Here is a 19150-nt window from a genome sequence, read left to right as displayed (position 1 = left end):
GAAGTCGTAACGAATTCCTAATTTTGACTTTATGCGCCGGAAAAGTAAAACAAATGCCAGCTTTCGCTAACCCGTGCGGACCATATTCTGCAAAAATGTTGGGTTTAAGGCTGAATTAAGCGCCATGCTTAACCTGAAAGGGAAAGAAAGGAACTTTAAATGAGCCAAACGATGGCGAATTTAGTCGATGTCCGTGACGTCAGCTTCTCTCGCAGCAACAGATTGATATTTGAAGACATTACATTGACGGTCCCACGGGGCAAGATCACCGCTATCATGGGACCTTCCGGAATCGGCAAAACGACGCTGCTGCGCCTCATTGGTGGACAAATTCCTCCTGACCGCGGCGAAATCCTCTTCGACGGCGAAAATATCCCGGCGATGTCTCGCACGCGTCTGTATACCGTCCGTAAACGTATGAGCATGCTTTTTCAGTCCGGGGCGTTGTTTACCGACATGAACGTCTTTGACAACGTAGCTTACCCGCTGCGTGAGCATACTCATCTGTCTCCGGAGTTGCTGAAAACGACGGTCATGATGAAACTGGAAGCGGTGGGTCTGCGCGGCGCGGCCAAACTGATGCCGTCTGAGCTTTCCGGCGGAATGGCGCGTCGTGCGGCGCTGGCGCGTGCGATTGCGCTTGAACCCGATTTAATCATGTTCGACGAGCCGTTTGTCGGGCAGGATCCTATTACCATGGGCGTGCTGGTGAAGCTGATTTCAGAACTGAACAGCGCACTGGGCGTGACCTGTATTGTGGTCTCTCACGATGTCCCGGAAGTGCTGAGTATCGCGGACTACGCCTACATTGTGGCGGATAAAAAAATCGTTGCGCATGGTGGTGCTCAGGCGTTGCAGAACAACAGCGATCCTCGCGTTCGCCAGTTCCTCGACGGCATTGCGGACGGTCCTGTACCGTTCCGCTATCCAGCGGGTGACTACCATCAAGATTTATTGGGAATAGGGAGTTAAGCCACTCATGTTGTTAAATGCGTTGGCCGCTCTTGGACACCGTGGCATAAAAACCATCAGGACGTTCGGGCGTGCCGGGTTGATGTTATTTAATGCGCTGGTCGGCAAGCCGGAATTCCGCAAGCATGCCCCATTGCTGATACGTCAGCTCTATAATGTCGGCGTGCTGTCGATGCTGATTATCATCGTCTCCGGGTTGTTTATCGGGATGGTACTTGGGCTGCAGGGATATCTCGTTTTAACGACATACAGTGCAGAGACCAGTCTCGGTATGCTGGTGGCGCTTTCTCTGCTACGTGAGCTTGGACCGGTGGTGGCCGCGTTGCTCTTCGCCGGCCGAGCGGGTTCTGCTTTAACCGCTGAAATCGGTCTGATGCGCGCGACAGAACAGCTATCCAGTATGGAAATGATGGCCGTCGATCCCCTGCGTCGCGTCATCTCCCCCCGTTTTTGGGCGGGTGTTATTTCTCTCCCGCTGCTGACGATCCTCTTTGTGGCCGTCGGTATCTGGGGCGGTTCGCTGGTTGGCGTACAGTGGAAAGGCATTGACGCGGGCTTCTTCTGGTCAGCAATGCAGGATGCTGTCGATCTGCGAATGGACCTGGTGAACTGTCTGATTAAGAGCGCGGTCTTTGCCATCACCGTCACCTGGATTGCGTTGTTCAATGGTTATGATGCGATACCGACCTCAGAAGGTATTAGTCGCGCGACAACGCGCACTGTCGTTCATTCGTCGCTGGCCGTACTTGGCCTGGATTTTGTGCTCACCGCACTGATGTTTGGGAATTGAGTTCATGCAAACAAGAAAAAGTGAAATTTGGGTTGGTGTATTTATGGTGCTGGCGCTGTTAGCGGCCCTGTTTATTTGCTTAAGAGCGGCGGATATCACCTCAATTCGGACTGAACCCACTTATCGTATCTATGCCACCTTCGATAACATCGGTGGTCTGAAAGCACGTTCTCCTGTCCGCATTGGTGGCGTGGTTATCGGACGGGTGTCAGATATCACCCTCGATGAGAAAACCTATCTGCCGCGCGTAGAGATGGACATTGAAGAACGTTACAACAATATTCCGGATACCAGCTCCCTCTCTATCCGTACTTCCGGTTTGCTTGGCGAGCAATATCTGGCACTGAATGTCGGCTTTGAAGACCCGGAGCTGGGAACGTCTATCCTTAAAGATGGCGGCGTGATCCAGGATACCAAGTCGGCTATGGTGCTCGAAGACATGATTGGTCAGTTCCTTTACAACAGTAAAGGTGATGACAAGAAAGCTGACGATGGCTCTGCACAGAGTGAAGGTCAAACCGATGTCACGCCGACCTCTGGCACAACGAATTCACCTCAGGAGAAGTAATTCATGATTAAACGACTGCTAATGGTTGCCATGCTGGTGATTGCCCCTCTGACCGCTGCCACTGCGGCTGACCAGACCAACCCGTATAAATTAATGGACGAGGCGGCACAGAAAACGTTTGATCGCCTGAAAAATGAACAGCCTAAAATCCGCTCAAATCCGGATTATCTGCGTGATGTCGTTGACCAGGAGCTGCTGCCGTATGTGCAGGTGAAATACGCTGGTGCGCTGGTGCTGGGTCGCTACTACAAAGACGCCACCCCTGCGCAGCGCGATGCCTACTTTGCTGCTTTCCGTGAATACTTGAAGCAGGCTTATGGACAGGCGCTGGCCATGTACCACGGTCAGACTTATCAGATCGCACCTGAACAATCGCTGGGTAATGCCACTATTGTGCCGATTCGTGTGACCATTATCGATCCAAATGGTCGCCCGCCGGTACGTCTGGACTTCCAGTGGCGTAAAAACAGCCAGAGTGGCAACTGGCAGGCTTACGACATGATCGCCGAAGGGGTGAGCATGATTACGACCAAGCAGAATGAGTGGAGCGATCTGCTGCGTACCAAAGGCATTGATGGCCTGACTGCACAGTTGAAATCCATCTCTAACCAGAAAATTACCCTGGACGAGAAAAAGTAATGACACAGCAATTCAGCTGGGCGCGTGAAGGCGACAAATTATTGTTGTCGGGCGAGCTCGACCAGGATCTGCTGAATCCGTTATGGGATGCGCGCCATGACGCCATGAAGGGCGTCACGCTGATTGATCTCAGCAGCGTGTCCCGGGTTGATACGGCAGGGGTGGCGCTGTTAGTACATCTGGTTGCAGAAGGTAAAAATCAGGGTGCCGCTGTCACGCTTTCCGGTGTCAGCGAAAACGTGCTGACCCTTGCGAAGCTTTATAATCTGCCCGAAGACGCATTACCTCGCTAATTATTTCAGTATGTTACTTGTGAAAGCCTCGACTGTTTCATGGTCGGGGCTTTTTGCTTGTTTAAGACTGCGCCACTTTGCTCTAAGATGTTGGGCTTGTTTTCACTATCAGATGATTTAGAACCCATGGAAAATCATGAAATCCAGACAGTGCTGATGAATGCACTCTCCCTTAAGGAAGTCCACGTCACAGGCGATGGCAGTCACTTTCAGGTTATTGCTGTGGGTGAGTTTTTCGACGGTATGAGCCGTGTGAAGAAACAGCAGGCTGTTTACGCGCCGCTGATGGAATACATTGCGGATAACCGCATCCACGCCTTGTCGATCAAAGCTTATACCCCACAAGAGTGGGAGCGCGATCGCAAGCTAAACGGTTTTTGAGCTGGGGGGATGTGAGCCCACAGCACGGTTGAATTGATAAGAGAGCACATTCATGGATAAATTTCGTGTACAGGGGCCAACGCGTCTCCAGGGCGAAGTCACAATTTCCGGCGCCAAAAACGCCGCGCTACCGATTCTCTTCGCTGCACTGCTGGCAGAAGAGCCGGTAGAAATTCAGAACGTACCGAAACTGAAAGATATCGACACCACCATGAAGCTGCTCAGTCAACTGGGTACCAAAGTGGAGCGCAACGGTTCGGTATGGATCGACGCCAGCAACGTCAACATCTTCTGCGCGCCGTACGAACTGGTGAAAACCATGCGTGCATCCATCTGGGCACTTGGCCCGCTGGTGGCGCGTTTTGGTCAGGGTCAGGTTTCTCTGCCGGGTGGCTGTGCAATCGGCGCGCGTCCGGTTGACCTGCACATCTTTGGCCTTGAGAAGCTCGGAGCCGAGATCAAGCTTGAAGAAGGTTACGTTAAAGCCTCGGTGAATGGCCGCCTGAAGGGCGCGCACATTGTGATGGATAAAGTCAGCGTAGGCGCGACGGTAACTATCATGTCAGCAGCAACGCTGGCGGAAGGGACAACGGTTATCGAGAACGCCGCGCGTGAGCCGGAAATTGTTGATACCGCTAATTTCCTTGTTGCGCTCGGGGCGAAGATCACCGGCCAGGGCACGGATCGTATCACCATCGAAGGCGTTGAACGTCTGGGCGGCGGTGTGTATCGCGTTCTGCCGGACCGTATTGAAACGGGTACGTTCCTGGTCGCTGCAGCCATTTCCGGTGGCAAAATTGTCTGTCGCAACGCGCAGCCGGATACGCTGGATGCGGTTCTGGCGAAACTGCGTGATGCGGGTGCGGACATTGAGACCGGCGAAGACTGGATTAGTCTGGATATGCACGGCCAACGCCCGAAAGCGGTGAATGTGCGTACCGCTCCGCATCCTGCTTTCCCGACGGATATGCAGGCGCAATTCACGCTGTTGAATCTGGTGGCTGAAGGTACTGGTTTCATTACGGAAACCATCTTCGAAAACCGTTTTATGCACGTACCGGAACTTATCCGTATGGGCGCGCATGCGGAGATCGAAAGCAATACCGTCATTTGTCATGGCGTAGAAACGCTGTCTGGCGCTCAGGTTATGGCAACGGATTTACGTGCATCGGCGAGCCTGGTGCTGGCGGGTTGTATTGCGGAAGGCACTACGGTGGTGGATCGTATCTATCACATCGATCGTGGCTATGAGCGTATCGAAGACAAACTGCGCGCGCTGGGTGCAAACATTGAGCGTGTAAAGGGCGAGTAATCGTTCCGGCAGCCCCCTGCCAGAAATGACCGGGGGGTTGCTGTTCCTGTCTGAATATAGCGTCAGTCCTGGCGCTATTCTCCCTGCTTTTTCTGGCGCATCATGCGCGTTCTGTCGATAAATTCGTGGGTAATGGGATCGTGGTAACGCGATGGCCAGATCACCCAGGGTTGCGTTTCCAGCGCGTTGGCAATGATCAACTCACCTTTTGGCCAGGGGCGTGTTAACGCGTTTGCCAGCGTCGAAGAGCTTAATCCACTGCGCCTTGATTCCGCAGCCAGCGATGTCCCTTTTTTGCGTAATGCGGCAATAATATCGGCCGAATGCCAGTCAATAAACTTCTTATCCATATGCTGTCCTCTGTTACGAAAGTGTCCATGTTATTTCGGTTGAATTAACGATGGTTACTATACCTTCTTCGAACAGCGGTTCTAAAAAGTTCGCATAACAGGAAGCAATATTCGGAATATGACAGGGCTTTATTCATGCGGCCTGTAAGCCGATTATTTAACATGAATAGATGCTTTATTGGAACTTATAGGATGTTCCCCGCGAAGGTGCGGGGAGGAGAAGACAGATTAGCGGTCGCGCTGAACGGCGATGTGGGCAAGTCCAATTAACGCATCGCGCCATGGGCTGTCTGGGATAACCTGAATGGCAGCAATCGCTTTATCGGCTTCTTCTTCAGCGCGTTGACGCGTCCATTCCAGCGAACCGCAGATAGCCATTGTTTCCAGTACAGGTTCCAGAAGATGTCGACCGTTTCCTTGCTCAATCGCTTCGCGAATCATTTTTGCCTGATCCGGCGAACCATTACGCATGGCATGTAACAGTGGCAGGGTCGGTTTACCTTCGTTGAGGTCATCGCCGACGTTTTTGCCGAGCGTTTCGCCATCGGCGCTGTAATCGAGTAAATCATCAATCAGCTGGAACGCGGTGCCAAGGTAGCGCCCATAATCCTGCAGGCCGCGCTCTTGCTCCTCACTACACCCTGCCAGGATACCGGAACACTGAGCCGCCGCTTCAAACAGACGCGCGGTTTTGCTGTAGATCACCCGCATGTAGTTTTCTTCGGTAATGTTCGGATCGTTAACGTTCATCAGCTGCAATACTTCGCCTTCTGCGATGACATTAACCGCCTCTGACATCACTTCCAGCACTTTAAGCGAGCCGAGTCGGGTCATCATCTGGAAGGCGCGGGTATAGATAAAATCACCCACCAGAACGCTGGCAGCGTTTCCAAATGCGGCATTCGCCGTGGCTTTCCCGCGGCGCATATCTGACTCATCCACCACATCATCATGCAGAAGCGTGGCAGTGTGGATAAACTCAATGAGAGCGGCAATATTGACGTGAGCATTTCCCTGATATCCAACGGCTCGTGCGGCCAGTATGGCTATCATTGGACGGATGCGTTTACCGCCGCCACTGACGATGTAATAACCCAACTGATTGATGAGCTGAACATCAGAGTTGAGTTGCTCCAGGATTGCTGCATTCACACCCGCCATATCCTGCGCGGTTAAATCGTTGATTTTATCTAAATTCATCGCAAAAGCCGGGCTTCTTATCCAGTTTGCCGTATAGTAAATCGGCTCACAAAGGGTTTTGGTTTATCAATAGTAGCGCTGATTGTACTGAAAAAACGGCTCAGATAAACGTTACCGTACGTGTTGTGTTTTTTTTCTTCATGTATTGATGGTAGCACTTGTCAAAGGCTCGCGTTTTGCGTAATATTCGCGCCCTATTGTGAATATTTATAGCGCACTCTGAATCACACGAGGATGTGCGCGGAAGCGGAGTTCTATATGTACGCGGTTTTCCAAAGTGGTGGTAAACAACACCGAGTAAGCGAAGGTCAGACCGTTCGCCTGGAAAAGCTGGACATCGCAACTGGCGAATCTGTTGAGTTCGCTGAAGTTCTGATGATCGCAAACGGTGAAGAAGTCAAAATCGGCGTTCCTTTCGTTGATGGCGGCGTTATCAAAGCTGAAGTTGTTGCTCATGGTCGTGGCGAGAAAGTTAAAATCGTTAAGTTTCGTCGTCGTAAACACTACCGTAAGCAGCAGGGCCACCGTCAGTGGTTCACTGATGTGAAAATTACTGGCATCAGCGCCTAAGACCTGAGGAGAGATTTAAATGGCACATAAAAAGGCTGGCGGCTCAACTCGTAACGGTCGCGACTCAGAAGCTAAACGTCTTGGCGTTAAGCGTTTCGGTGGCGAAACCGTTCTGGCGGGTAGCATCATCGTTCGTCAACGTGGCACCAAATTCCACGCTGGTAACAACGTAGGTTGCGGTCGTGACCACACTCTGTTTGCTAAAGCAGACGGTAAAGTGAAATTTGAAGTTAAAGGCCCGAACAACCGTAAATACATCAGCATCGTTGCTGAGTAAGTTTTTCGTGGTCCGGTAACGGATTAAAGCCCCGCAACGTGTTGCGGGGCTTTTTACATTGAAAAGCTGCAAAATTTTCTGCAGGGAAAACGGGCATGAAACAGCAGGCTGGCATCGGCATTCTCCTGGCACTCACAACTGCGGTGTGCTGGGGGGCGTTGCCAATTGCAATGAAGCAGGTCCTGGAAGTGATGGAGCCGCCCACAGTGGTGTTTTATCGCTTCCTGATGGCAAGTATTGGCCTTGGCGCGATTCTGGCGATAAAAGGCAAGCTGCCGCCTCTGAGGATCTTCCGTAAACCGCGTTGGCTGGTTCTGCTGGCTATTGCGACGGGAGGTCTTTTCGGCAACTTTATTCTGTTCAGTTCTTCCTTGCAGTATTTAAGCCCTACCGCGTCGCAGGTGATTGGTCAGCTTTCACCGGTTGGCATGATGGTTGCCAGCGTCTTTATCCTCAAGGAAAAGATGCGCGGTACGCAGATCATTGGGGCAATCCTGCTGCTTTGTGGTCTGGTGATGTTTTTTAACACCAGCCTGATCGAAATATTTACCCGACTGACAGATTACACCTGGGGTGTCATTTTTGGCGTTGGGGCAGCAACGGTCTGGGTGAGTTATGGTGTCGCGCAAAAGGTGTTATTGCGCAGACTCGCCTCACAGCAGATCCTCTTTTTATTGTACACTTTGTGTACAATAGCATTATTGCCGTTAGCCAAACCGGGAGTCATTTCCCAGCTAAGCGACTGGCAACTGGCGTGCCTCATTTTTTGTGGGCTAAATACGCTGGTCGGTTATGGCGCGCTGGCCGAAGCGATGGCGCGTTGGCAGGCAGCACAAGTGAGTGCATTGATTACGCTCACTCCGCTGTTTACGCTGTTATTTTCAGATTTGTTATCAATGGCCTGGCCCGATTTCTTCGTCAAACCGATGTTAAACCTGTTGGGGTATCTCGGTGCGTTTGTCGTGGTTGCGGGCGCGATGTATTCCGCCATTGGTCATCGTCTTTGGGGACGTTGGCGCAAAAATGAAGCGGTTGTAGTTGTCCCCCGCTCAGGCGAATGATTTACGGAGAGTAAGATGAAGTTTGTTGATGAAGCAACGATCCTGGTTGTTGCAGGTGATGGCGGTAATGGTTGCGTAAGCTTCCGCCGTGAAAAATATATTCCGCGTGGCGGCCCTGACGGCGGCGACGGTGGAGATGGTGGTGACGTGTGGTTAGAGGCGGATGAAAACCTCAACACGCTGATCGACTACCGCTTTGAAAAATCTTTCCGCGCTGAGCGTGGCCAGAATGGTCAGAGCCGCGACTGTACCGGTAAACGCGGTAAAGACGTGGCGATTAAAGTCCCGGTCGGAACGCGTGTTATCGATCAGGGTACGGGCGAAACCATGGGTGACATGACCAAACACGGTCAACGTCTGATGGTCGCAAAAGGCGGTTGGCATGGTCTCGGCAACAGCCGTTTCAAATCTTCCGTTAACCGTACTCCGCGTCAGAAAACCATGGGTACTCCGGGCGACAAGCGAGATCTGCAGCTGGAACTGATGCTGCTGGCAGACGTCGGCATGCTGGGCATGCCAAACGCCGGTAAATCTACCTTTATCCGTGCTGTTTCGGCTGCTAAACCAAAAGTGGCGGATTATCCGTTTACCACGTTAGTACCAAGTCTCGGCGTTGTTCGTATGGATAACGAAAAGAGCTTTGTGGTTGCCGACATTCCGGGTTTGATCGCTGGTGCGGCTGAAGGTGCAGGCCTGGGTATTCGCTTCCTGAAACACCTTGAGCGTTGCCGTGTTCTGCTGCACCTCATCGATATCGATCCTATTGACGGTTCCGATCCGGTTGAGAATGCGCGCATTATCATCGGCGAGCTGGAGAAATACAGCGATAAACTGGCCGCTAAACCGCGCTGGCTGGTCTTTAACAAGATCGACCTGATGGACAAAGCAGAAGCCGAAGCGAAAGCGAAAGCCATCGCTGAAGCAATGGGCTGGGAAGAGAAATACTACCTGATCTCTGCGGCGAGCCAGATGGGCGTCAAAGATCTCTGCTGGGATGTGATGACCTTTATCATCGAAAACCCAATTGCTCAGGCAGAAGAAGTGAAAGGGCCTGAGAAAGTTGAGTTTATGTGGGATGACTATCATCGCCAGCAGCTTGAAGAACAAGAAGTTGAAGTCGAAGATGAAGAAGACTGGGATGATGACTGGGACGAAGACGACGAAGAAGGTGTCGAATTCATCTACAAGCGTTAATTCCGAAACAGCCCCCTGATACAGGGGGCTTTTTTTTAGTCCAGCGTTGACGGTACCCAACAACGGGCGATTAACCCACCCTCTGGGGCGTTATCCAGCTGCAAATGACCACGATGGAGCTGCACGATACGTTGCACGATACTCAGCCCTAAACCACTGCCGCCATAGCGTTGATCGAGACGACGGAAAGGTTCGGTGATCGAGTGCCGGTGCGCTTCGTCAATTCCCGGCCCTTTATCGATAACGCTTACCGTTGCGCCGCCATCCTGTTCCGCTAATGTCACTTTTATTGTGGTATGGGTTGGGCTGTATCGTCCCGCATTTTCCAGTAAATTCCGCAGCATCAGCCGCAGCAATACAGGGTCTCCCTGCACGGTGATATCACTCTGTGCTGGCCATATTATCGTATGTTCTTTCGCCTCATGTTCCAGCGCCAGAGGGGCAATAATATCGTCTGTCCAGTTGATCGTCTGATAACAGCCACTGGCCAGGGCTTGTCCGGCACGCGCCAGCATTAGCAGCTGTTCTACGGTGTGCATCAGTTGGTCGATGCGTGTGACCAGCGTGGCGGCTTGCGGAGAGCCTGACTGCGCCATCAGCTCCAGATGGAGCCGAATACCTGCAAGCGGTGTGCGTAGTTCATGGGCTGCGTCAGCGGTAAATAATCGCTCCTGCTGGATAGTATGGTCCAGACGCGCAAGCAGCTGATTTAACGACGTTGTGACGGCGCCAATTTCTTCCATATCGGAAAAGACAGGGACAGGAGACAGATTATTCGCTGAACGGTTGGCCAGAGTGGCACGGAGTTTATTGAGCGGGCGCGTAATCCAGGTGATGGCCCAGAAAGAGAAAAACAGGGTAAACCCTACCATCACCAGTGAAGGAACCAGCAGTGAGGCGATGGCCTCGCGGATCTCCTTCTCGACGTGCTGGTTACGAGCTTTCGCTGACAGCGTCTCACTCACCAGAAAACCGATTTGCTCGCGGCTCTCATGCCAGAGCCAAATGACGCTGATAAGCTGGAAAAATAACAGAATGACCGCCAGCAACACCATCAGGCGCCGACGCATACTGTTCATTTCTGGCTTTCCAGACGATAACCAATCCCGCGAACGGTTTTGATGCGATCTTTACCGAGCTTACGTCGCAGATTATGAATATGGACTTCGAGCGTGTTGGAGCCAGGATCGTCCTGCCAGGAGTAGATGTCCTGTTGTAGCGTTTCACGGTGGACCGTTTGGCCGGTACGCATAATCAGGCGTGTGAGCAGGGCAAACTCTTTCGGGGTGACTTCTACCGGCTGGCTATCACGTACGACCTGCTGCGTTTGCAGATTCAGCGTCAGATCGCCATCGGTTAACAGGTTGTCACTGTGCCCCTGATAGCGACGAATCAGCGCACGTACGCGCGCCAGCAGCTCAGCCAGCGCGAAGGGTTTCACCAGATAGTCATCCGCGCCTGAGTCCAGACCGTTGATTCTGTCCTCAAGCGCATCCCGCGCCGTGAGGATCAGCACCGGATTTGCGATACCACGACGTCGCCATTGACTCAGCAGGGTTGCGCCGTCTTTATCGGGCAATCCTAAATCAAGAATAACAAGGCTGTATTCCCCGGTTTGAATCAGCGCGTCAGCCTCAGCTGCTGTCGCTGCGCAATCCTGTGCGTATCCTTCGTTAGCAAGCCCCAGCGCCAGCCCTTCCTGTAATAACAGGTCGTCTTCAACAATGAGTATTTTCATGGCTAGTTATTCTGGTAGATGTCCTTATAAAGCCTGCTTTCGAAACGCACCAGAGGAATACGGCGATTACGCTGGTCTGCCGGTTCGACGGCATAGCCGGAAAGATACTGCACAAATGCCATTCGCTGTCCGCTTGCTGTCGTGATAAACCCGGCGAGGTTATATACACCCTGTAGCGAGCCGGTCTTGGCGGAAACTTTACCATCCACGCCTGCAGCATGCAGGCCTGCGCGGTACTGAAGAGAACCGTCATAGCCCGCAAGCGGAAGCATCGAAATAAAGTTTAGCTCAGTGTCGTGCTGCGCAATGTACTGCAGAACCTGCATCATTGTGGCAGGAGAGATCAAGTTATGGCGCGAAAGACCTGAGCCATCGACAGCGATGGTATTACCGAGTTCGATTCCAGCCTGCTGGCGCAGGATTTGTCGGACAGCATCCGAACCTGCTCGCCATGTTCCAGGAACACCGAAACGCGCATGGCCAATCATCCTGAACACGGTATCGGCAATCATGTTGTCCGATTTTTTCAGCATAATCTTAAGTAAATCGTGCAGCGGGGCGGACTGTTTGCTGGCAATGACCGTTCCGGGTTCACTGGGTTGTGTCTGGCGTAGCAGAGTACCAGAGTAGGTAATTCCCGCCTGTTTCAGTTCATCTTTCAGAATGGCTCCGGCATAGCTTGCGCCATCCTGAATAGCGAAAGCCAGCGGTAATGGTTCGGCGCGCTGGGTCAGACAGCCGGTCAACGTGAAGCGGTTAAGGTCGCCGGGCACGACATCCAGCTCGCAGTATTGGGCGTCGGGTGAACCTTTAGCCAGCGTGCGGACCTGGCTGAACATCGTCACGGGATAGTATGACGCCACGCGGATAAACGCTAAGTCGTTCGCCTTTGGCGCGCTGTACAGTGAAACGGAGAAACAGTTACGATCGACGATGGCGGCTGAGGGCGGGGCGCTAAAGCATTGGGTCATGTCATTCCACGGCCAGCCGGGGGCTTTATCGTGACTGGCAAAAATGGAGGTATCAATCAGCACGTTACCTTCGATCTTCTGGACGCCGGACTTTTTCAGCACGGCAACCATATTGCGAATATCCTGACGTTTAAACGTAGGATCGCCGCCAAACCGCGCAATTAAATCGCCCTTCAGAACACCGCCATCCACGCTGCCTTTACTTTCAAGCGTGGTGGTAAAGCGAAAATCAGGCCCCAGCTGTAGCAAAGCGGCCAGCGCAGTAATCACTTTCTGAGTACTGGCGGGGAGCGCCATCTGCTGGCTGTGATAATCAATTTCTGGTGTCGGGGCACCCACTTTTTGCACCATCAGCGCAAGGTTGGCGCCAGCCGGAAGTTGATTAATATACTCATCTACATTCGCTGCCTGAACAGTGAACGCCACACTGGTAGTCAATCCGATGATAAATCTGGAAAATCGCATAATCTCGCGCTAACAACCCGTAAACAAACCGTCATACTACGGTGCAACGCCCTGTAAAGTAAACGATGACCCATAGTGAACTTCGCGGTAAAATACGCATCAAATTAAAAAATTGCTGCTGACCTGGGACTTTGCTTCCGGGTCAGTTTTCTTTTGCTCCTGACCTGTGAAAGGCATTGATGCCTGCGAGGCCGGTAGTCGGAGTGAGTGAGTCGCTCCCAACAGGAATGTTTAAGAGGTATAACAAATGCAAGCTATTCCGATGACCTTACGTGGTGCCGAAAAACTGCGCGAAGAACTGGATTTTCTGAAATCTGTTCGCCGTCCTGAAATCATCGCCGCTATCGCGGATGCGCGTGAACATGGCGACCTGAAAGAGAATGCGGAATACCACGCCGCTCGCGAACAGCAAGGCTTCTGTGAAGGGCGTATCAAAGATATCGAAGCGAAACTGTCGAATGCACAGGTTATCGATATCAGTAAAATACCGAACAATGGCCGCGTCATTTTTGGTTCCACGGTCACGGTCCTGAATCTGGATAATGATGAAGAGCAGGCGTATCGCATCGTGGGCGATGACGAGGCAGACTTTAAACAGAACTTAATCTCTGTAAACTCACCGATTGCGCGTGGCCTGATTGGCAAAGAGCAGGATGATGTCGTTGTGATTCGTACGCCAGGTGGTGAAGTGGAATACGAAATTACCAAGGTTGAGTACCTGTAATTCGCATCTCGGCGCAGATGTTGATACATTGTAAAGAAAGGAAAAAGGCCGCATAGCGGCCTTTTATCAACTCTCGGAGCGTGGCATTTTGCTCACCTGCTCAAGGAAATCCCTCGTTTTACACAGAAAATGTGTTCGATTCAGGATATTCTTAGCGTGGCAGCGAGATTTTACGCTCTTTAGTCGGGCGATAGAGCACCAGCGTTTTACCGATAACCTGTACGTTACAGGCACCGGTTTCGCGCACGATAGCTTCCACGATCAGGTTTTTATTATCTCTGTCTTCAGAGGCAATTTTCACCTTGATCAACTCGTGGTGCTCCAGCGCTTGTTCGATCTCGGCAAGCACCCCTTCGGTCAAACCATTATTGCCAAGCATGACTACAGGCTTGAGTGGATGTGCCAGACCTTTAAGGTGCTGTTTTTGTTTAGTACTCAGATTCATCGTATATTTTTGCTTACGTTGGGATTGAAAACGGTTCATTCTACCGCCATCTCCCTTATATCGCCAAATAGCTGCGTAGAAATTTACGTCACAGGCAGGTTACGATGAACCAGGACGGAAAGTGAAATGACAGGTAAAAAGCGTTCTGCCAGCTCCAGCCGCTGGCTCCAGGAACACTTTAGCGATAAATATGTTCTTCAGGCACAGAAAAAGGGGTTACGTTCCCGTGCCTGGTTTAAACTTGATGAAATACAGCAAAGTGACAAACTCTTTAAGCCAGGAATGACGATTGTTGATCTTGGCGCTGCACCCGGTGGATGGTCTCAGTATGCCGTCACGCAAATCGGTGGCCAGGGGCGAATCATCGCATGCGATCTTTTACCAATGGATCCGATTGTCGGCGTAGACTTCCTTCAGGGCGACTTTCGTGATGAATTAGTGCTGAAAGCATTACTTGAACGCGTAGGTGACAGTAAAGTTCAGGTTGTCATGTCTGATATGGCGCCAAATATGTGCGGAACACCAGCGGTGGATATCCCCCGTTCCATGTATCTGGTTGAACTGGCGTTAGAAATGTGTCGTGATGTTCTAGCACCTGGTGGTAGTTTTGTAGTGAAGGTGTTCCAGGGCGAAGGTTTCGAGGAGTATCTTAAGGAAATTCGCTCCCTGTTTGCGAAGGTGAAAGTTCGTAAGCCGGACTCTTCCCGTGCTCGTTCACGAGAAGTGTATATTGTAGCGACCGGGCGGAAATGATAGCCGGCTGATTTCGAACGAATGTTCGAAAGACACTGGATAGAGAGTCTCCTGACGCTGTTTTTAACACAGTTGTAATATGAGGTTAATCCCTTGAGTGACATGGCGAAAAACCTAATACTCTGGCTGGTCATTGCCGTTGTGCTGATGTCAGTGTTCCAGAGCTTTGGGCCCAGCGAGTCAAATGGCCGCAAGGTGGATTATTCTACCTTCCTGCAAGAGGTCAATCAGGACCAGGTTCGCGAAGCGCGTATCAACGGACGTGAGATCAACGTTACCAAGAAAGATAGTAACCGTTACACGACTTACATCCCGGTGAACGATCCTAAGCTGCTTGATAACCTTCTGACTAAAAACGTCAAGGTGGTAGGTGAGCCGCCGGAAGAGCCAAGCCTGCTGGCTTCTATCTTCATTTCCTGGTTCCCGATGCTGCTGCTTATCGGCGTCTGGATCTTCTTTATGCGCCAAATGCAGGGCGGCGGTGGCAAAGGTGCCATGTCGTTCGGTAAGAGCAAAGCGCGCATGCTGACGGAAGATCAGATCAAAACCACTTTTGCCGACGTTGCAGGTTGCGACGAAGCAAAAGAAGAAGTGGCCGAACTGGTTGAATACCTGCGTGAGCCGAGCCGCTTCCAGAAACTGGGTGGTAAGATCCCGAAAGGCGTTCTGATGGTGGGGCCTCCAGGTACCGGTAAAACCCTGCTGGCGAAAGCCATCGCGGGTGAAGCGAAAGTACCGTTCTTTACCATTTCAGGTTCTGACTTCGTTGAAATGTTCGTGGGTGTCGGTGCATCTCGTGTGCGCGACATGTTCGAGCAGGCCAAGAAGGCAGCTCCGTGCATTATCTTCATCGATGAAATCGACGCCGTAGGCCGCCAGCGTGGCGCGGGTCTGGGCGGCGGTCACGATGAACGTGAACAGACTCTGAACCAGATGCTGGTTGAGATGGACGGCTTCGAAGGTAACGAAGGTATTATCGTTATCGCGGCGACTAACCGTCCTGATGTACTTGACCCAGCGCTGCTGCGTCCAGGCCGTTTCGACCGTCAGGTTGTGGTCGGTCTGCCGGATGTGCGTGGTCGTGAACAGATTCTTAAAGTCCACATGCGTCGTGTGCCGCTGTCTCCAGATATTGATGCAGCAATCATTGCGCGTGGTACGCCGGGCTTCTCCGGTGCGGACCTGGCAAACCTGGTCAACGAAGCTGCATTGTTTGCTGCTCGCGGTAATAAGCGCGTGGTTTCAATGGTGGAATTCGAAAAAGCGAAAGATAAAATCATGATGGGTGCGGAACGTCGCTCCATGGTGATGACAGAAGCGCAGAAAGAGTCCACGGCATATCACGAAGCAGGCCACGCCATTATTGGTCGCCTGGTTCCTGAACACGATCCGGTGCATAAAGTCACGATTATTCCGCGTGGTCGTGCGCTGGGCGTTACGTTCTTCCTGCCGGAAGGTGATGCTATCAGCGCCAGCCGTCAGAAACTGGAAAGCCAGATTTCAACGCTGTACGGCGGTCGTCTTGCTGAAGAGATTATCTACGGCGTAGAACATGTTTCTACCGGTGCGTCGAACGATATTAAAGTGGCGACAAACCTGGCGCGTAACATGGTGACGCAATGGGGCTTCTCCGACAAACTGGGTCCGCTGCTGTACGCGGAAGAAGAAGGCGAAGTCTTCCTGGGCCGCTCTGTGGCGAAAGCGAAGCATATGTCCGATGAAACGGCACGTATCATCGATCAGGAAGTGAAAGCGCTGGTTGAACGTAACTATGGTCGCGCACGTGAAATCCTGAACGAAAACCTGGATATTCTGCACTCGATGAAAGATGCGCTCATGAAATATGAGACGATCGATGCTCCGCAGATTGATGACCTGATGGCGCGCCGTGAAGTACGTCCGCCAGCCGGTTGGGAAGATCCAGGTGCTTCCAACAATTCTGACAACAATGGCACCCCGCGTGCACCGCGTCCGGTCGATGAACCGCGTACGCCAAATCCGGGCAATACCATGTCAGAGCAGTTGGGCGACAAATAAGTCACCGCTGGAAATGTATTTATCTTCACCTGAAACCCTGGAGCTTGCTCCGGGGTTTTTCTTATCTGCTTAAATGAAAATACCAGGGATTTAGCTATGAAACTTTTCGCCCAGGACTCGACTCTCGATCTCTCACATCCGCATGTGATGGGCATCCTGAACGTTACCCCTGACTCCTTCTCCGACGGCGGCACGCATAACACGCTGATTGAAGCGGTCAAGCATGCCAACTTGATGATCAATGCAGGCGCAACGATTATTGATATCGGTGGCGAATCGACGCGCCCCGGCGCGGCAGACGTGAGTGTGGATGAAGAGTTAGCGCGCGTTATCCCTGTTGTCGAAGCCATTGCCCAGCGTTTTGAAGTGTGGATATCTGTCGACACGTCTAAGCCGGAGGTCATTCGTGAGTCTGCGAGAGTAGGCGCTCACATCATTAATGACATTCGCTCTCTCAGCGAGCCTGGGGCACTCGAAGCCGCCGCTGAAACCGGTTTGCCGGTCTGTCTTATGCACATGCAGGGGCAACCAAAAACGATGCAGGAAGCGCCAAAGTATTCTGATGTCTTCGCTGACGTAAATCGTTACTTTATTGAGCAAATCGAACGCTGCGAACGTGCTGGTATCGCAAAAGAGAAATTGCTGCTCGACCCGGGGTTCGGTTTCGGTAAAAATCTCTCCCATAACTATGAGCTGCTTGCGCACTTATCAGAGTTTCATCACTTTGGCCTGCCGTTGCTGGTCGGAATGTCGAGAAAATCAATGATAGGGCAATTGCTGAATGTAGGCCCTGCCGAGCGTCTGAGCGGCAGCCTTGCCTGCGCGGTGATTGCAGCTATGCAAGGAGCACACATCATTCGCGTCCATGACGTCAAAGAGACTGTAGAAGCTATGCGTGTGGTTGAAGCCACATTGTCAGCGAAGGAAAACAAACGCTATGAGTAATCGTAAGTATTTTGGCACTGATGGTATCCGTGGACGCGTGGGTGATGCGCCTATTACTCCTGAATTTGTGCTTAAGCTTGGTTGGGCGGCAGGTAAGGTTTTAGCACGCCATGGTTCACGTAAAATTATCATCGGTAAAGATACCCGTATTTCGGGCTATATGCTGGAGTCCGCTTTAGAAGCGGGTCTGTCGGCAGCCGGGCTCTCGGCTTCCTTTACTGGTCCAATGCCAACGCCTGCGGTGGCGTATCTGACGCGGACTTTCCGCGCAGAGGCCGGTATCGTCATTTCTGCCTCGCATAACCCGTTCTACGATAACGGCATCAAATTCTTCTCTATTGATGGCACCAAACTGCCGGATGAAGTCGAAGAAGCGATTGAAGCCGAAATGGAAAAAGAGCTGACCTGTGTTGACTCTTCGGAGCTGGGCAAAGCCAGCCGTATTGTGGATGCTGCGGGCCGTTATATCGAATTCTGCAAAGGCACATTCCCGAATGAGCTGAGCCTCAGCCACCTCAAAATCGTGGTCGATTGTGCCAATGGCGCGACCTACCACATTGCTCCAAACGTGTTCCGTGAACTCGGCGCTAAAGTGATTGCTATCGGCTGTGAGCCAGACGGCGTCAACATTAACGAAGAAGTGGGCGCCACTGACGTGCGCGCGCTGCAGGCGCGCGTGCTGGCAGAAAAAGCAGACCTTGGGATTGCGTTTGACGGTGATGGCGACCGCGTCATCATGGTTGATCACGAAGGCAATAAGGTCGATGGCGATCAGATCCTCTATATCATCGCCCGCGAAGGCCTGCGTCAGGGACAACTTCGCGGCGGTGCAGTCGGCACATTGATGAGTAATATGGGTCTTGAGCTGGCATTGAAACAGCTGGGAATTCCATTTACGCGTGCCAAAGTGGGCGATCGCTACGTTCTGGAGAAGTTGCAGGAAAAAGGCTGGCGTATTGGTGCTGAGAATTCCGGTCACGTGATCCTGCTCGACAAAACTACGACCGGTGACGGTATCGTGGCCAGCCTTCAGGTGGTTGCGGCGATGGTTCGTAATCATATGAGCCTGCACGATCTCTGTAGCGGAATGAAAATGTTCCCGCAGATTCTGGTGAATGTTCGCTTCACCGCGGGTAAAGGCGATCCGCTGGAAAATGAGAACGTGAAAACGGTTATGGCCGAAGTCGAAGCTGCGCTGGGCAATCGTGGTCGCGTGCTGCTGCGTAAATCCGGGACTGAACCGTTAATTCGCGTCATGGTGGAAGGTGAAGACGAAACGCAGGTCACTGACTTTGCTCATCGAATTGCCGATGCGGTTAAAGCTGCTTAACGTAAAGCGATAAGTGTTTAAAAAGGCGGCATTTGCCGCCTTAACTTTGGTCGACAAGCGCACTTTTGCTGTTTTTTTCCGCAGTTGATACAATGCGCTGAAATTGCCCTTGCGAAGGTCATTCGCTTTGGTTAG

General features: G+C 52.0%; 22 protein-coding genes. 16 read left to right on the top strand and 6 right to left on the bottom strand.

What is annotated here, in order from left to right; all coding sequences use genetic code 11:
- Positions 1-159 precede the first annotated feature (159 nt).
- From mlaF to murA, 7 genes are all read left to right on the top strand, one after another.
- Positions 160-972, top strand: a complete 813-nt coding sequence (gene mlaF / locus SOM82_RS18280; protein WP_154126427.1) for a phospholipid ABC transporter ATP-binding protein MlaF — start codon at positions 160-162, stop codon at positions 970-972.
- A 7-nt stretch (positions 973-979) separates the two neighbouring features.
- Positions 980-1762: a lipid asymmetry maintenance ABC transporter permease subunit MlaE gene (mlaE, locus tag SOM82_RS18275; RefSeq protein WP_154126426.1), complete on the top strand. Its 783-nt coding sequence runs from the start codon at positions 980-982 to the stop codon at positions 1760-1762.
- 4 nt (positions 1763-1766) lie between these two features.
- Positions 1767-2330: an outer membrane lipid asymmetry maintenance protein MlaD gene (mlaD, locus tag SOM82_RS18270; RefSeq protein ID WP_154126425.1), complete on the top strand. Its 564-nt coding sequence runs from the start codon at positions 1767-1769 to the stop codon at positions 2328-2330.
- Between the two features lie 3 nt (positions 2331-2333).
- On the top strand, positions 2334-2969 hold the full coding sequence (mlaC, locus tag SOM82_RS18265) for a phospholipid-binding protein MlaC (RefSeq protein ID WP_154126424.1): 636 nt from the start codon (positions 2334-2336) through the stop codon (positions 2967-2969).
- A complete protein-coding gene (gene mlaB, locus SOM82_RS18260; protein WP_154126423.1) occupies positions 2969-3262 on the top strand; it encodes a lipid asymmetry maintenance protein MlaB in 294 nt (97 codons plus the stop codon). The genes mlaC and mlaB overlap by 1 nt, the downstream gene beginning before the upstream one ends.
- A 126-nt stretch (positions 3263-3388) precedes the next feature.
- Positions 3389-3643 (top strand): BolA family iron metabolism protein IbaG, encoded by a 255-nt coding sequence (gene ibaG, locus SOM82_RS18255; protein WP_154126422.1) that lies wholly within the window; start codon positions 3389-3391, stop codon positions 3641-3643.
- 52 nt (positions 3644-3695) lie between these two features.
- Positions 3696-4955: a UDP-N-acetylglucosamine 1-carboxyvinyltransferase gene (gene murA / locus SOM82_RS18250; RefSeq protein ID WP_154126421.1), complete on the top strand. Its 1260-nt coding sequence runs from the start codon at positions 3696-3698 to the stop codon at positions 4953-4955.
- A gap of 74 nt (positions 4956-5029) precedes the next feature.
- On the opposite strand, the gene sfsB is transcribed toward murA, so the two are convergent.
- Both sfsB and ispB read right to left on the bottom strand, forming a co-directional pair.
- Positions 5030-5305: a DNA-binding transcriptional regulator SfsB gene (gene sfsB, locus SOM82_RS18245; protein ID WP_154126420.1), complete on the bottom strand. Its 276-nt coding sequence runs from the start codon at positions 5303-5305 to the stop codon at positions 5030-5032.
- A gap of 228 nt (positions 5306-5533) precedes the next feature.
- Entirely contained in the window at positions 5534-6505 is a 972-nt protein-coding gene (gene ispB / locus SOM82_RS18240; protein ID WP_154126419.1) for an octaprenyl diphosphate synthase, read from the bottom strand.
- Positions 6506-6763: 258 nt separating this feature from the next.
- Between ispB and rplU the strand changes: the two genes are divergently transcribed.
- From rplU to cgtA, 4 genes are all read left to right on the top strand, one after another.
- Entirely contained in the window at positions 6764-7075 is a 312-nt protein-coding gene (gene rplU, locus SOM82_RS18235; RefSeq protein WP_003025032.1) for a 50S ribosomal protein L21, read from the top strand.
- Positions 7076-7094: 19 nt separating this feature from the next.
- On the top strand, positions 7095-7352 hold the full coding sequence (gene rpmA / locus SOM82_RS18230; protein WP_007673187.1) for a 50S ribosomal protein L27: 258 nt from the start codon (positions 7095-7097) through the stop codon (positions 7350-7352).
- Positions 7353-7447: 95 nt separating this feature from the next.
- Positions 7448-8413, top strand: a complete 966-nt coding sequence (locus tag SOM82_RS18225) for a DMT family transporter (protein WP_154126418.1) — start codon at positions 7448-7450, stop codon at positions 8411-8413.
- A gap of 15 nt (positions 8414-8428) precedes the next feature.
- On the top strand, positions 8429-9607 hold the full coding sequence (gene cgtA, locus SOM82_RS18220) for an Obg family GTPase CgtA (protein WP_320460908.1): 1179 nt from the start codon (positions 8429-8431) through the stop codon (positions 9605-9607).
- Between the two features lie 35 nt (positions 9608-9642).
- On the opposite strand, the gene pmrB is transcribed toward cgtA, so the two are convergent.
- Genes pmrB through dacB form a run of 3 tightly spaced genes read right to left on the bottom strand, consistent with a single transcriptional unit; the run spans position 9643 to position 12781 of the window.
- The gene (gene pmrB, locus SOM82_RS18215; protein WP_320460907.1) at positions 9643-10686 is read right to left on the bottom strand and encodes a two-component system sensor histidine kinase PmrB; all 1044 of its coding nucleotides are present in this window, start codon (positions 10684-10686) and stop codon (positions 9643-9645) included.
- Positions 10683-11345 (bottom strand): two-component system response regulator PmrA, encoded by a 663-nt coding sequence (gene pmrA, locus SOM82_RS18210; RefSeq protein WP_154126415.1) that lies wholly within the window; start codon positions 11343-11345, stop codon positions 10683-10685. The genes pmrB and pmrA overlap by 4 nt, the downstream gene beginning before the upstream one ends.
- Before the next feature lie 2 nt (positions 11346-11347).
- The gene (dacB, locus tag SOM82_RS18205) at positions 11348-12781 is read right to left on the bottom strand and encodes a serine-type D-Ala-D-Ala carboxypeptidase (protein WP_320460906.1); all 1434 of its coding nucleotides are present in this window, start codon (positions 12779-12781) and stop codon (positions 11348-11350) included.
- A 247-nt stretch (positions 12782-13028) separates the two neighbouring features.
- Between dacB and greA the strand changes: the two genes are divergently transcribed.
- A complete protein-coding gene (greA, locus tag SOM82_RS18200; protein WP_154126413.1) occupies positions 13029-13505 on the top strand; it encodes a transcription elongation factor GreA in 477 nt (158 codons plus the stop codon).
- A 151-nt stretch (positions 13506-13656) separates the two neighbouring features.
- On the opposite strand, the gene yhbY is transcribed toward greA, so the two are convergent.
- Positions 13657-13950 carry a ribosome assembly RNA-binding protein YhbY gene (gene yhbY, locus SOM82_RS18195; protein ID WP_154126412.1) on the bottom strand — a complete coding sequence of 98 codons (294 nt, stop codon included), beginning with the start codon at positions 13948-13950 and terminating at the stop codon, positions 13657-13659.
- 126 nt (positions 13951-14076) lie between these two features.
- On the opposite strand from yhbY, the gene rlmE reads away from it, so the two are divergent.
- The 4 genes from rlmE to glmM all read left to right on the top strand — a co-directional run bounded on the left by rlmE (position 14077) and on the right by glmM (position 19015).
- Positions 14077-14703 carry a 23S rRNA (uridine(2552)-2'-O)-methyltransferase RlmE gene (gene rlmE / locus SOM82_RS18190; protein WP_100778747.1) on the top strand — a complete coding sequence of 209 codons (627 nt, stop codon included), beginning with the start codon at positions 14077-14079 and terminating at the stop codon, positions 14701-14703.
- Between the two features lie 102 nt (positions 14704-14805).
- A complete protein-coding gene (gene ftsH / locus SOM82_RS18185) occupies positions 14806-16740 on the top strand; it encodes an ATP-dependent zinc metalloprotease FtsH (protein WP_154126411.1) in 1935 nt (644 codons plus the stop codon).
- 96 nt (positions 16741-16836) lie between these two features.
- The gene (gene folP, locus SOM82_RS18180) at positions 16837-17685 is read left to right on the top strand and encodes a dihydropteroate synthase (RefSeq protein ID WP_320460905.1); all 849 of its coding nucleotides are present in this window, start codon (positions 16837-16839) and stop codon (positions 17683-17685) included.
- Entirely contained in the window at positions 17678-19015 is a 1338-nt protein-coding gene (gene glmM, locus SOM82_RS18175; protein ID WP_154126409.1) for a phosphoglucosamine mutase, read from the top strand. The genes folP and glmM overlap by 8 nt, the downstream gene beginning before the upstream one ends.
- The last annotated feature ends 135 nt before the right edge of the window (positions 19016-19150 follow it).

Source organism: Lelliottia sp. CFBP8978 (assembly GCF_034046055.2).
In the GTDB taxonomy this organism is placed as follows: Bacteria; Pseudomonadota; Gammaproteobacteria; order Enterobacterales; family Enterobacteriaceae; genus Enterobacter.
Note: the sequence above shows the minus strand (reverse complement) of the source record. Positions and strands in the feature narration are given on the sequence as shown.

Bases quoted from the DNA above. Each gene is read 5' to 3' on its own strand.
- mlaF (WP_154126427.1), top strand. From the start codon at position 160: ATGAGCCAAACGATGGCGAATTTAGTCGATGTCCGTGACGTCAGCTTC.
- mlaE (WP_154126426.1), top strand. From the start codon at position 980: ATGTTGTTAAATGCGTTGGCCGCTCTTGGACACCGTGGCATAAAAACC.
- mlaD (WP_154126425.1), top strand. From the start codon at position 1,767: ATGCAAACAAGAAAAAGTGAAATTTGGGTTGGTGTATTTATGGTGCTG.
- mlaC (WP_154126424.1), top strand. From the start codon at position 2,334: ATGATTAAACGACTGCTAATGGTTGCCATGCTGGTGATTGCCCCTCTG.
- mlaB (WP_154126423.1), top strand. From the start codon at position 2,969: ATGACACAGCAATTCAGCTGGGCGCGTGAAGGCGACAAATTATTGTTG.
- ibaG (WP_154126422.1), top strand. From the start codon at position 3,389: ATGGAAAATCATGAAATCCAGACAGTGCTGATGAATGCACTCTCCCTT.
- murA (WP_154126421.1), top strand. From the start codon at position 3,696: ATGGATAAATTTCGTGTACAGGGGCCAACGCGTCTCCAGGGCGAAGTC.
- sfsB (WP_154126420.1), bottom strand. From the start codon at position 5,305: ATGGATAAGAAGTTTATTGACTGGCATTCGGCCGATATTATTGCCGCA.
- ispB (WP_154126419.1), bottom strand. From the start codon at position 6,505: ATGAATTTAGATAAAATCAACGATTTAACCGCGCAGGATATGGCGGGT.
- rplU (WP_003025032.1), top strand. From the start codon at position 6,764: ATGTACGCGGTTTTCCAAAGTGGTGGTAAACAACACCGAGTAAGCGAA.
- rpmA (WP_007673187.1), top strand. From the start codon at position 7,095: ATGGCACATAAAAAGGCTGGCGGCTCAACTCGTAACGGTCGCGACTCA.
- SOM82_RS18225 (WP_154126418.1), top strand. From the start codon at position 7,448: ATGAAACAGCAGGCTGGCATCGGCATTCTCCTGGCACTCACAACTGCG.
- cgtA (WP_320460908.1), top strand. From the start codon at position 8,429: ATGAAGTTTGTTGATGAAGCAACGATCCTGGTTGTTGCAGGTGATGGC.
- pmrB (WP_320460907.1), bottom strand. From the start codon at position 10,686: ATGAACAGTATGCGTCGGCGCCTGATGGTGTTGCTGGCGGTCATTCTG.
- pmrA (WP_154126415.1), bottom strand. From the start codon at position 11,345: ATGAAAATACTCATTGTTGAAGACGACCTGTTATTACAGGAAGGGCTG.
- dacB (WP_320460906.1), bottom strand. From the start codon at position 12,781: ATGCGATTTTCCAGATTTATCATCGGATTGACTACCAGTGTGGCGTTC.
- greA (WP_154126413.1), top strand. From the start codon at position 13,029: ATGCAAGCTATTCCGATGACCTTACGTGGTGCCGAAAAACTGCGCGAA.
- yhbY (WP_154126412.1), bottom strand. From the start codon at position 13,950: ATGAATCTGAGTACTAAACAAAAACAGCACCTTAAAGGTCTGGCACAT.
- rlmE (WP_100778747.1), top strand. From the start codon at position 14,077: ATGACAGGTAAAAAGCGTTCTGCCAGCTCCAGCCGCTGGCTCCAGGAA.
- ftsH (WP_154126411.1), top strand. From the start codon at position 14,806: ATGGCGAAAAACCTAATACTCTGGCTGGTCATTGCCGTTGTGCTGATG.
- folP (WP_320460905.1), top strand. From the start codon at position 16,837: ATGAAACTTTTCGCCCAGGACTCGACTCTCGATCTCTCACATCCGCAT.
- glmM (WP_154126409.1), top strand. From the start codon at position 17,678: ATGAGTAATCGTAAGTATTTTGGCACTGATGGTATCCGTGGACGCGTG.